Source organism: Methylobacterium soli, assembly GCF_008806385.1.
Lineage (GTDB): Bacteria > Pseudomonadota > Alphaproteobacteria > Rhizobiales > Beijerinckiaceae > Methylobacterium > Methylobacterium soli.
In genome coordinates this window covers 41,802-54,060 of record NZ_VZZK01000013.1, presented here as the reverse complement: position 1 = coordinate 54,060, position 12,259 = coordinate 41,802, and the positions used below count along the sequence as shown (strand labels likewise).

10 protein-coding genes are annotated in these 12,259 nt (G+C 69.3%); 9 read left to right on the top strand and 1 reads right to left on the bottom strand.

Features of this window, described 5'->3' with window-relative positions; genetic code table 11:
• Window positions 1-766: 766 nt before the first annotated feature.
• The gene (locus F6X53_RS14110) at window positions 767-1,327 is read right to left on the bottom strand and encodes a TetR/AcrR family transcriptional regulator (RefSeq protein ID WP_151000825.1); all 561 of its coding nucleotides are present in this window, start codon (window positions 1,325-1,327) and stop codon (window positions 767-769) included.
• A 178-nt stretch (window positions 1,328-1,505) separates the two neighbouring features.
• Here F6X53_RS14110 and F6X53_RS14105 point away from each other — a divergent pair, with 178 nt between their 5' ends.
• The 9 genes from F6X53_RS14105 (at window position 1,506) to bcsA (ending at window position 12,251) form a co-directional block, all read left to right on the top strand.
• A complete protein-coding gene (locus F6X53_RS14105) occupies window positions 1,506-2,438 on the top strand; it encodes a quinoprotein relay system zinc metallohydrolase 2 (RefSeq protein ID WP_151000823.1) in 933 nt (310 codons plus the stop codon).
• A gap of 35 nt (window positions 2,439-2,473) precedes the next feature.
• Complete coding sequence (locus F6X53_RS14100; RefSeq protein WP_151000820.1) at window positions 2,474-3,289, top strand: quinoprotein dehydrogenase-associated SoxYZ-like carrier; 816 nt, start codon at window positions 2,474-2,476, stop codon at window positions 3,287-3,289.
• A gap of 17 nt (window positions 3,290-3,306) precedes the next feature.
• Entirely contained in the window at window positions 3,307-3,900 is a 594-nt protein-coding gene (locus F6X53_RS14095) for a rhodanese-like domain-containing protein (protein ID WP_151000818.1), read from the top strand.
• Between the two features lie 27 nt (window positions 3,901-3,927).
• Window positions 3,928-4,371, top strand: coding sequence for a thioredoxin family protein (locus tag F6X53_RS14090; protein ID WP_151000815.1), 444 nt, complete (start codon window positions 3,928-3,930; stop codon window positions 4,369-4,371).
• Window positions 4,372-4,837: 466 nt separating this feature from the next.
• Window positions 4,838-5,662, top strand: coding sequence for a 3-methyl-2-oxobutanoate hydroxymethyltransferase (gene panB / locus F6X53_RS14085; protein WP_151000812.1), 825 nt, complete (start codon window positions 4,838-4,840; stop codon window positions 5,660-5,662).
• Window positions 5,663-5,870: 208 nt separating this feature from the next.
• Window positions 5,871-8,336, top strand: a complete 2,466-nt coding sequence (locus F6X53_RS14080) for a response regulator (protein ID WP_151000810.1) — start codon at window positions 5,871-5,873, stop codon at window positions 8,334-8,336.
• A 272-nt stretch (window positions 8,337-8,608) separates the two neighbouring features.
• Entirely contained in the window at window positions 8,609-9,337 is a 729-nt protein-coding gene (gene bcsS / locus F6X53_RS14070) for a cellulose biosynthesis protein BcsS (RefSeq protein WP_151000929.1), read from the top strand.
• A gap of 232 nt (window positions 9,338-9,569) precedes the next feature.
• Window positions 9,570-9,788: a hypothetical protein gene (locus F6X53_RS14065; RefSeq protein ID WP_151000808.1), complete on the top strand. Its 219-nt coding sequence runs from the start codon at window positions 9,570-9,572 to the stop codon at window positions 9,786-9,788.
• 39 nt (window positions 9,789-9,827) lie between these two features.
• Window positions 9,828-12,251 (top strand): UDP-forming cellulose synthase catalytic subunit, encoded by a 2,424-nt coding sequence (bcsA, locus tag F6X53_RS14060; protein ID WP_151000805.1) that lies wholly within the window; start codon window positions 9,828-9,830, stop codon window positions 12,249-12,251.
• Window positions 12,252-12,259: the final 8 nt, after the last annotated feature.

Sequence of the window (12,259 nt, the reverse complement as noted above, 5' to 3'; positions counted from 1 at the left end):
CCTTTCACGGCGTGTTCGCAGGGGGGCGCGCAGCCGGCAGGGCTCCGCCGGTCGAGCCGGAGCGGGGGCTGCCCGATGCGTGTCAGGGATCGAGGAGGCTCAGTGCGGCGTCATCGTCGCGAGCGGCGGTGGCGATCGCGGCGCAGCAACACGCGGATGAGGCTTCTTCGCTGACCGCTCATGGAAAACCCTTCCCGCATGCCCGAAGGGCAGGAGCCGCCCGGATGCGGACAGACCCGTGAGGTCGGTCGCGCATCGTTCGCCAATGCGGCTGCGTCGAGCGCGACAGTACGAAAGGATCAATCGTCCGTTCTTCAGCAAATGTTAAATCACCGCGAATTAGATCGGTGGTTATGTAAAAATCTATATTGATGAAAATAGCGACGTCAGGTCTTTTTCAGATTTTTTGTATTTTTAGATTTGAACTTATCGATGCTGCATTTCTTTGAAAAAATTCAACACAGGTGCATGATCCGCGCTCCCTTGCGAGATCTGGCGCCTGCGCGTCCGATCAGCCCGCGTCGATGGCCGTGCGGCTCGAAGCAAAAGCATGAGCGCAGCTTCGTGGTTCATGTCGTCGGCGCGCGACCATTGCCGCCTGCGGCCGCCGGAGCGGCCTTCGCCGCGCATCGTGAAAGTCGAACCCGCGCGCGTACCAAAGATACCTTGGCAATTCAGCTTGAGTGGGGCCGCCGCATAGGCCTAAAATCCTGGCGATATTTTGCCGAATGTTGACAGGCAGGTCCTGTGATCTGCAAACCGATGCTCAGCGCAAGCTCTCGCTAAGGGCCCGCAGCGTGCCCGTAAAAGCCGTCGGGCCGGCGAGCAACCGCTCCATCAGCAGCGCGCCCTCGAGCGTCGAGACCACGAAGCGAGCCTGCACGACGGGGTCGAGGCTCGCCCGGACGCTGCCATCGGCCTGGCCCTCGCGCAGCACCTGTTCCAGCCAGGCGATGTGGTGCTCGAAGAAGCGCACGATGTCCTGGCGCAGCCGCTCCGGCAGGGCTGCGCCCTCGATCGCGAGGGCGGCGCAGAGGCAGCCGAGCCCCTGCTCGACGCCGCCGAGATAGAGCCGGCCATAGGCCTCGATCCGGGCGACGCCGCCCTGCTCCTCCGCGCGGATCTTCGCGAGCGCGGCGTCGTAGCGCTCCGCATAGGCCGCCACCAGCGCGGCGCCGAGATCCTCCTTCGTGCGGAAATGGTGGTGGATGCTCGCCTTGCGGATCCCCACCACCTCCGCGAGGTCGGCATAGCTGAAGCCTGCATAGCCGCGGCCCCGCACCAGCGCCTCGGCCTCGTTCAGCAACGCGCTGCGCGTGTCTCTCATCGCCCGCCGGATCCGCTGGCCGCTCGCGGGATCGTGGGGTCGCGGCGGCGAAGGCGGCTTTTCTCGCACTTGACCGCGCAAAAATCTACCTACTAAATGGTTGGAAGAAAATCGGGAGGTTTCGCATGTCGGCCATCGCCGTCTGCGCTGGTTCGGCCCGCGCCCTGCGGGTGCCCGCGTGAGCGCTCGCCTCTCCCGGCGCGAGACGCTGTTCGGCGGCCTCTGCCTGTGCTGCCTGCCGAATCTCGCGCGCGCGTCCGAGCCCTTCGCGATGGAGGAGGTCGGTCCCGGCATCTTCATCCGCGTCGGGCCGCACGCGGAGGCGACGCCCGAGAACGACGATGCCATCGCCAATATCGGCTTCGTCATCGGGCGGGACGGCGTGCTGGTCATCGAATCCGGCGGGAGCCTCGCCGACGGGCAGCGCCTGCGCGCCGAGATCCGCAAGCGCACCGACAAGCCGATCCGCCACGTGGTCCTGACCCACGTGCATCCCGACCATTGCTTCGGCGCCGCGGCCTTCCGGGAGGACCAGCCGAACTTCATCGGGCATCACGGCCTGCGCCCGGCCCTGGAGGCGCGGGGCGAATATTACCGCAAGCGCCTGGAGGAGATCCTCGGCGCCGACAAGGCGGGCGAGGTCGTCTACCCGACCCAGAGCGTGACCGGCGAGACCGAGATCGACCTCGGCGACCGCCGCCTCCGCCTGACCGCGCACGGCACCGCCCATACGAGCTGCGACCTCTCGATGCTGGAGACGGGAAGCGGCCTCCTGTTCCCGGCCGACCTCCTCTTCGTCAACCGGATTCCCTCCCTCGACGGCAGCCTGCTCGGCTGGCTCAAGGAGGCCGAGACCCTCAAGGCCGTCGGCGCGGCCAGGGCCGTGCCGGGGCACGGGCCGGCCGTCGTCGCCCTCGCGCCCGCGCTGGCCGACCTGACGCGCTACCTCTCGGCGCTACGCGACGAGACCCGCAAGGCGATCGCCGCCGACGTGCCGATCGAGAAGGCGGTGGCGAGCGTCGCGCGCCAGGAGCGCGATCAATGGATCTTGTTCGACACCTATCACGGCCGAAACGTCACGCAGGCCTACAAGGAACTTGAGTGGGAATAGTCCCGGGGCCACATCAAAGACGGAGGAGACACGCCATGAAGCCGATTCTCATGCTCGCCCTGGGCCTGACCCTCTCGGGCGCCGCGCTCGCCGGGCCGGCCCGCGCCGCCGGCGCATCGGACAGCGAGACCGAGCGCCAAGCCCGCTGGGACGAGATCGCCCGATCGATCTTCGGCGACCGCAAGATCGAGGCGACCGACACGCTCATCAAGGTCGACGCGCCCGCGCGCGCCCTCGACGCGGCCCTGGTGCCGATCACCCTGACGATGCCCGAGAAGGACAAGATCAAGGGCGTGCACTTCGTGATCGACGACAACCCGTCGCCCTACGCGGCGCATTTCCAGTTCGGGCCCGCCGCGGACCGGGGCGAGCTGAAGCTGCGCGTGCGCATCAACAACTACACCAATGTCCACGCCGTCGCGGAGACGACCGACGGGCGCCTCTACGAGGCGACGAAGTTCGTGAAGGCGTCGGGCGGCTGCTCGGCCCCGATGGGCATGAGCGACGAGGAAGCCATGCGCGGCATGGGCGACATGAAGATGAAGTTCGGCGAGAGCCAGCCCGGCAAGCCGATCGAGGCGACGCTGATGATCCGCCACCCGAACTTTTCCGGGATGCAGATGAACCAGGTCACGCGCGACTACACGCCGGCCCGCTACATCCAGAAGGTCTCGGTGACCTACGGCGACAAGACGATCTTCGATCTCGACGGCGACATCTCGATCGCCTCGAACCCGGTGATCAACTTCGCCTTCCTCCCCGAGGGCAAGGGACCGATCAAGGTGGCGGCTTCGGACAATCAGGGCGGCCGGTGGGAGCACAGCTTCAACGCGCCCTCGCCGAGCAATTGAGGGGCGGCCCCTTGCCGATGCGCCGTTCCGCCGAGGCCGCCCTCCGGGGCGTCGCGATCCTGGCCGCCGCCCTCGTCCTGGCGGCGGCGCCCGCCGATTCGCCCGTGAACGTTCCCGAGCCCGACGGCATCTGGACCGGACCGCAGCGGGGCTACACGCCGGCGACGCTCGCGGGCGCGACGGTCATCGATATCAACGGCCTCGACGCGCTGCTGCCGGAGGGTCCGGTGCTGCTCGACGTATCGCTCGCGGACCGCAAGCCCGAGGGTTTCCCCGCCGACCGGCCCTGGCTCCCGGCGCACCGCTCGGTGCCGGGCGCCGTCTGGATGCCCAATGCCGGCGCCGCGCCCATGGCTCCGGCGCAGGAGGCGCTGTTCTACCGGCGCGTCGAGGACCTGACCGGCGGCGACAAGGCCAAGCCCATCGTCACCTTCTGCCACCCCGAATGCTGGGGGAGCTGGAACGTGGCCAAGCGTCTCGTGCTCAAGGGCTATACCCGCGTGCACTGGTTCCCCGAAGGGATCGAGGGCTGGCAGGACAAGCACGAGACCGCGATCCTCCGCGCCGACCCGGCCTGGAGCGCGAAATCCGCGGGCGACGCCCAGCGCTGAGGCGCGTGCCGCGAGGGAACCCACCCGATGATCGGTCGCCGCTCCATCCTCCTCCTGTCGGCGATCGCCCTCCTGGCGCCGGCGCTCGCTCCCCCGGCGCGCGCCGCCGAATCCCCGCCCGGCGCAGCCCCGCCGGGTGCGGCCCAGCCCGTCGCGGCCCAGCCCTTCGCCCAGGAGGCCTTCGAGGCGGCGCAGGCCGCCGGCAAGCCGATCCTCGTCGAGGTCTCGGCGCCCTGGTGCCCGATCTGCCGGACCCAGAAGCCGATCCTGGCCAAGCTCGGGACGGATCCGCGCTTCAAGGACCTCGTGCTGTTCGAGGTGGATTTCGATTCGCAGAAGGCGCTGCTGCGCCGCTTCGATGCGCGCCAGCAGAGCACTCTGATCGCGTTCAAGGGCCGGCAGGAGGTCGGACGTTCGGTCGGCGAGACCCAGCCGGAATGGATCGAGAGCCTGCTCGAGAAGACCCTGTAGCGGCGAGGCTCTGCGGCCGATCGGACGGACGGCCAGACGACGCCAGGACGGCGATTAAGGCAGGCCCGCGATCCTGCCGCCCTGGCGTTTTGCTCAAAGGATCAGCAGCTTCGCGTGGTTGCCTCAACCTCGGCGATTGACACGGCCTTGGTTGTGGCGGAAAAAAGGCAGGCCCGGAGGGGCCGAAGTCTAGGGAGGAAACGCCCGCAAAGGGCACCGGTCCGGCGACGCGATCGCCGTGATCCGCATTCAGGCCGCGCGCCCCTCCTGGGCGGCCTGTTTTGAGCGCCGACGCGCCTGCCCCGGCTTGATCCGTGGGTGCGTCTGTCATCCCCCACAGGCGCGCGGCGCATCCCTCGGCAGATTCCCGGCCTCGCGCGTTGTATAAGCGCCGCCGGGCGCTCGTCCGCGAAGCCCGTGGGGCTGGCCTTCGGCCGCGCTTGCGTGAGAGATGGGTGTTTGAGCGATGTCCCAGGTTGTCCAATCCCGCCGCCTGCGTGCGATCGACCTCGCCAAGAGCAAGGCCGAGGGGCGCAAGATCATCGCGCTGACCGCCTATCACGCCCATACGGCGAGCATCCTCGACGCCTATTGCGACTTCATCCTCGTCGGGGATTCCCTCGGCATGGTGATGCACGGCATGGAATCGACGCTGCCCGTCACCCTCGAGATGATGATCCTCCAGGCGCAGGCGGTGATGCGGGGCACCTCCCGGGCCCTCGTCGTCGTCGACATGCCCTTCGGCTCCTACGAGGCGAGCCGCGAGCAGGCCTTCCTGAGCGCCGCCCGGGTGCTGAAGGAGACGGGCGCCGGGGCCATCAAGATGGAGGGGGGCGCGCGCTTCGCCGAGACGGTGGCGTTCCTGACGCAGCGCGGCATCCCGGTCATGGGCCATATCGGGCTGACCCCGCAATCGGTGAACACGATGGGCGGCTTCCGGGTCCAGGGCCGCGGCGCCGAGGCCGAGCGCCTGCTGATGGAGGATGCCCGCGCGATCAGCGAGGCCGGCGCCTTCGCGATCGTGCTGGAGGGCATCGTCGAGCCGGTGGCGCGCGCCATCGCGCGCTCGCCCGACGTCACGGCACCCACCATCGGGATCGGCGCGACCGCCGAATGCGACGGCCAGATCCTCGTGCTCGAGGACATGCTCGGGCTGAGCGACCGGGCGCCGAAATTCGTCAAGAGCTTCGGCTCCTTGCGCTCGCAGATCGAGGACGCCGTGCGGGCCTATGCCGAGGAGGTCCGGTCCGGCAGCTTCCCGGCCAACGAGCACACCTACCAGGCCCGCTGACGCGATCGTGACTCGGGGCGGGTTTGCGTTCAGGCCTCCGCGCAAACGCGGGCGCCGAGCCACGATCCGCGTGAGGCTCCGCCCTCGACAATGCCCCTTTCGCCGGGGCCGTTAACCCGCCCTTAAGCGCTTGCCGCCCTCGTTTGACCGGACGGGATGTCAATCCGGGCATCCCTCGGCCAGCCGGCGAGACCGGCGGAGCGACTGCATGCTGGACTCCGTCCGGATCCCGCTGAAGGTGCTGAACGCCGCGCAACTCGCCGCCATCGCGGCGATCGCGTTCGCGCTCGCCTGGGTCGGGCTCGGCGTCTCGGCGGCGCGGCAGGAGGGCGTCGAGGCGGAGCGGACCGTGCTGGCGGCCTCCCGGGCCTTCGCGGAGGCGCTCGACCATGGATTGCGGGGCGTCGAATCGGACGCGCGCAACGCGGGCCTGCTGATCCGCCCCGGCGACCCGGCGCTGCCCGATGACGAGCGGTCGATGCTGCTGCAGGACTGGCTCGCCCTGAACACGATCTACCGCGAGGCCCTCCAGGTTGCGCCGGACGGCACGGTGCGCGCCGCGAGCGAGGCCCGCCGGATCGGCGCGAACCTGTCGCGCCAAACCTGGTTCGCGAAGGCGCGCAACGCGCAGGTGATCGTGGCGACGGGGGGGGACGAGGCGAGCGGCCTCGTCGAGATGGCGGTGTCCCTCGGGGCGCCGGGGCCTTCCGACCGTCTCCTCCTCCGGGTCGGCGCCGATTTCTTTTCCGGGATCGAGGCCCGGCTGCGCCGATCCCTCGCGCTGCCCGAATCCGTCGCCTTCGTGGTGACGGGCGCCGATGGCCGCGTGCTGGCTGGCGCCCAGTCGGCCGGCACCCTCGCGCCGGTCTCGGCCTCGACCCCGACGCGCGGCGACCGCGATCTCGCGAGCCCCGGCTGGATGGTCACGGCCCAGTCGGCGCGCCCGTCCGCCGCGCCGATCGGGGTTCCGAGCGGTGGCGCACTGAGCCTCGGCCTCGCCCTCGTGCTCACTGCGGCCGGTCTCGGCTATGCCCTGGCAGGCCGTGCTGCCCGCCCGCTGATCCGTCTCGCGCAGCCCCCCGCACCCGAAGGCGAGGCCGCGCCGGGCTCCCGGGTCCGCGAATTCGATGCCCTGACCCGATCCGTCCTCGGGCGGGCGCGCAGTTCCGAGACCGTCCTGGCCGGGGCCGGCACCGGTCTCGATCGGGTGAAGCGGCGGCTTCAGACCTTCGAGGCGATGTCGGGCTGGAGCTGCTGGGAGATCGATCCCGAGACCAGGCGGGTGATTTGGTCGGATCAGGACACGATCGGCACGCCCGCGGCCGTCGACCGGACCGCGGAGCTCGCCGACCTGACCGACCGGTTCGATCCGGCCGATCATGCCCTCCTGACCCTGACGCTGCAGGCGGCCCTCCAGGCCGACGGCCCGCACGACGTCGTGCTGCGCACGCGCCTGCCCGGGCCCTCCGGCAGCCGCCGCGTCCTCGTGCGCTTCCTGCGCGACGGCGAACCGGCGGAAGGCGGTGCGCCGCGCCTCCACGCGCTGAGCCGCGCGCTTCCGGAGGCGGGTGCCGGCGAGGTGCCGCCCACCGCCAGCGCGAATGAGCGGCGGCGCGACCTCGTCCTGCGCCGGGTCACGGATGGAATCGTCCACGATTTCAACGATGCGCTGACCATCGTTCAGACCAATCTCGGCGCGCTCCGGCGGCGCCACCCCCTCGATGCCGAGCCGGCGCGCCTCGTGGACGCGGCCCTCACGGGCGCCATCCGGGGCACCGCCCTCACCCGCCGGATGCTGCATCTCGTGCGCGGCGACAGCCCGAGCCTCGCCGAGAGCGATCTCGCCGCGACCGTTTCGGGATTCCTGCCCTTCCTGCAATCGAATGTCCTGCGCGGCACGCCGGTGATCGACCGCATCCCGGGCAATCTTCCGAGAGCGCGCTGCAGCGACCGCCTGCTGGAGGTGATGCTCCTCAACGTCGCGTTCCACTTCCGCGATCTCGGGCTCAACGGCTTCGCGATCGGGGCGGCGGAGCACGCGGCGGGCGACGAGACCGGGCTCGACCTGCCCGCCGGCGCCTATCTCCGGCTTCTCCTCGCGAGCGGCCGCCCGACCCCGGGCGTCCTGCCGCGCGCGACACCGACGGGCGCCCTCGAGACGGTGGCGCTCCTCCTGGCCGAGATCGGCGGCGGCCTGCACCTCCTCTCGGACGGGTCCGGGGACGCCGCCTTCCTGGCGGAGATCTGGCTCCCGGCCGCCGATCGGCCGGGGCAAGCCGAGGCGGAATCCGCCGGCTCGTCTTGGCAGTCGCGACTCCGCATCCTGCTCGTCGAGAGCGACAGCCTAGTCCGCGCGAGCGTCGCCGAGGCCCTCGTCGATCTCGGGCACAGCGTCGTGCAGGCGGCCTCTGGCGAGCATGCGCTGGCAATGCTCGGCGAGAGCGCGGCCTACGATGCGATGATCGCCGATCAGGCGATGCCGGTGATGACGGGGCTCCAGCTCGCCGCGACGGTGGTGGAGCGCCATCCCAACATCCGGATCATCCTGGCAAGCCCCCACGGACAGCTGCCGGCGGCCGCGCGCGCGTTCCTGCAGCTCGACAAGCCCTTCCGCCAGGAGGACCTGGCGGCCATCCTCGGCGCGGTGGCGCCCCATCAAGCCCGGGCGGCCTGATCCGAGCGTACGGTACAATCGGAGAAATACACAACTTCAAGACGAGTACTTGTTAACCCTCAGCAGGGATAAATCGGTGCACCGGCCCACCCAACTCCGTGGAGGGAGCGCCCTTGGGGACGTTCAGCCAGCATCGAGCCCCGCGGAGCGTGGCCAAGTCCTTCGGGATCACCAAATCCTTCGGGAAGCCCAAGTCCATCGGGGGTCCCAAATCCTTCTTCAAGGCTAAGTCCTACTTGGTCGCGGCGTCGGCTCTTGCGGTCGCGGCCCCGATGCTGTCGGCGGTCCGGGCGGCCGACCTGCCGGCCGCGAATGCGGGCGCCGACTGGTATACGGGCGCGCAGCAGCAATCGGTCGATGACAGCTGGGCCGTCGCGGTCGACGGCTCGACGAGCGTCACCTCGAACAGCTCCGCCTTCGGCTCGATGACGGTGACGGCGGCGCCGGGCGGCCCGCCGACCCAGAGCGGCGTCCGCATCCGCGTCGAGGGCATTGCCGGAACCTACTCCTATCCGGGCCGCGCCGTCGGCGCGCGCATCAACGGATTTCAGCAGGAGGGGGGGCTGCTCACCGGCTACGAGTGGATCTGGCGGGACGCGGCTCTGGCCGGCTATATCGGCTTCAACGTGCGCAGCAACCAGCTCTCGCAGCCGGATCCCGGAAACCCGGTGGTGGGCACGGGCGTCGGCCTCAAGGTGGCGGGAAGCCTCTACGCGACCCCCACCGACCGGACCATGGTCTCGGCCTACGGCTCCTATTCCACCAAGTTCAACGCCTATTACTCGCGCCTGCGCGTCGGCTACATGGTCGCGGACGGGGTCTATATCGGTCCCGAGGCGCTGTTTCTCGGCGACGACTTCTTCCGGCAATACCGCGTCGGCGCCCACCTGACCGGCTTGAGCTTCGGTCCGGTGCAGGTCTCGCTCGGGGCCGGATACGTCCAGGATCGCGTGCAAGGATCGGGTTACTACTCGAGCGTCGAAGCGCGCGCGAACTTCTGACCGGCAGAACGCCCGGACCGAGGCGCCGTGCACCGGTCGAGAGGTGCTGCCCCCGCTTATTTGCGATTTTCGAAAACAGTTTTCCCCGATGCGCCGCGTTTTTCGGGCGCGGCGACATCCCGCGGGACCGCGACGAGACCGGTGCGTGTTGTGCGGACCGGCCTTTGACCAAGGAACCGGCTGATCTGAAGATATTCCGTAGTCGTGTCTGCTGCGGAGAGCCTGCACGAAGATGACGCGCATCGCCGTGTTCGATGCGCGCGATTGCGTGACATCAGAGCCTGATAAGAAGATGAGCCAAATTTTACCTCATACCTCGAAAGTTGTGCCTGCGGCTCCGGGGGCGCTTGCGCTTATCCTTTCTTTAGTGACTTATTTTCGATTTATCCGTTCAGCGACATCGTCAGATGAGGGACGGGATTTCGGTGCTTCGATCCAGAAATGGTCATAATCCAATGGTGAGGCGAGCCGCGACGCGGGAGAGGCAGGCGTGACGGGTGCGGTTCGGTGGCTTGCCTGGATGGGGACGACGGCGGCGGGCCTCGTCCTGCTGAGCCAGCCTGTCGGCACCCAGAATCAGCTCGCCATGAGCCTCGCCGCCATGGTGGCCATGATCCTGCTCTGGCTCTTCCTCGATGGGCCGCGCACGCGCTTCGTGTTCCTGGCGATGGGCAGCCTCGTGGTCCTGCGCTACATCCTGTGGCGGGTGACCAGCACGCTGCCTTCCCCGGCCGATCCGGTGAGCTTCGGCTTCGGTTGTCTGCTCCTGGTCGGCGAGCTGTACTGCGTCTTCATCCTGTTCGTCAGCCTGATCATCAACGCCGACCCCCTGCGCCGGCCGCCGCCGCCGGTGGCTGCGGCCGCGGACCTGCCCAAGGTCGACGTCTTCGTGCCGACCTACAACGAGGACGCGTCGATCCTGGCCATGACGCTCGCGGCGGCGCGCCAGATGAGCTACCCGCCCGACAAGCTGACGATCTGGCTCCTGGACGATGGCGGCACCGACCAGAAATGCGCCGATGCCGACCCGGAGAAGGCCGAGGCGGCGCGTCGGCGACGGGTCGCGCTGCAGGCGCTCTGCGCCGATCTCGGCGCCCGCTACCTGACGCGGGAACGCAACCTCCACGCGAAAGCCGGAAACCTCAACAACGGGCTCGCCCATGCGGCGGGCGACATCGTGGTGGTGTTCGACGCCGATCACGTGCCGTTCCGCTCGTTCCTGCGCGAGACGGTCGGGTATTTCGCGCAGGATCCGCGGCTGTTCCTGGTGCAGACCCCGCACGCCTTCCTCAACCCGGACCCGATCGAGCGGAACCTGCGCACCTTCGAGCGGATGCCCTCGGAGAACGAGATGTTCTACGCGGTGACCCAGCGCGGGCTCGACAAGTGGAACGGCTCGTTCTTCTGCGGCTCGGCCGCCCTGCTGCGCCGCCAGGCCCTCGACGAGGCCGGGGGATTCTCCGGCATCACCATCACGGAGGATTGCGAGACCGCCTTCGAGCTGCACGCGCGCGGCTGGACCAGCGCCTACGTGGACAAACCCCTGATCGCGGGCCTCCAGCCCGACACGCTGACCGACTTCATCGGCCAGCGCTCGCGCTGGTGCCAGGGCATGTTCCAGATCCTGCTCCTGAAGAATCCGGTCCTGCAGAAGGGCCTCAAGCCGATTCAGAAGGTCGCCTACCTGTCGAGCATGACGTTCTGGTTCTTCCCGGTGCCGCGGCTGATCTTCATGTTCGCGCCGCTGCTGCACATCTTCTTCGATCTGAAGATCTTCGTCGCCAGCGTCGATGAATCGATCGCCTACACGGCGACCTACATCGTCATCAACCTGATGATGCAGAACTACGTCTACGGGAAGTTCCGCTGGCCCTTCGTCTCCGAGCTCTACGAGTACATCCAGGGACTCTACCTCTCGAAGGCGATCGTCTCGGTCATCCTCTCGCCCCGCAAGCCGACCTTCAACGTCACGAACAAGGGCGCCACGCTCGATCACGACCACCTGTCGTCGCTCACGCTGCCCTTCTTCGCCGTCTACGCCCTGCTGTTTGCCGGATGCGCGGTGGCCGCCTGGCGCTACCTGTTCGAGCCCGGCGTCACCAACCTGATGCTGGTCGTCGGCCTATGGAACCTCTTCAACCTGCTGACGGCGGGCGTCGCCCTCGGGGTCTGCGCCGAGCGGCGCCAGCTCGAACGGTCCCCCTCCCTGCCGATCGACCGGCGCGGCGTCCTCACCCTCGGGGGCCGGGCGGTCGATGTCGCGGTGGAGCGCGTCTCGGCCGAGGCCTGCACCCTGCGGATGCCGAGCGGGCTCCTCGTTGCGGGCGCGGGGCACCGGCCGATGAGCGGCGCCCTGACGGTGGTCCCGGTCCAGGGGGCGCGCCCGGCCGGGGCGCTGCCGATCACGCTCGAGCGCGTCACACGCACCGGCGACGAGGCACTCTGCCACCTGAGCTTCGGCACCCTGCGGCCGCAGGATTACACGGCGCTGGCGGGCCTGATGTACGGGGACGCCGAGGCGATGCGGCGCTTCCAGCTCCGGCGGCGTCGGCACAAGGACATCCTGTCGGGCACCCTGCAATTCTGCTGGTGGGGCCTGGTCGAGCCCCTGCGCGCCCTGCGCTACGCCTTCGCCGGAGAGGCGCGGCCCGCGGCCATCGCGCCCGCCCCTGCCCCGGTCTTCGACGCGCCGGAGCCCCTGCCGGCGGGCGCGGCGCTCCCCGGCCTCCCCCTCGATCCGCCGCGCCACGCGGATGCCGCGCGGGTCGCCGAGCCGGGCAGGGCCGTTGTGGTGCCGGCCGAGGCGGTGGCGGCCGAGGCGGAGGCGTCAAGCGATTGGGTGCGCCTGATGCTCGAATTCGAGAACGAGCGCGTGCTGGCCGCCGAGCGCGGACGCCGCGCCAGCACGGTGTGAGGGATGGC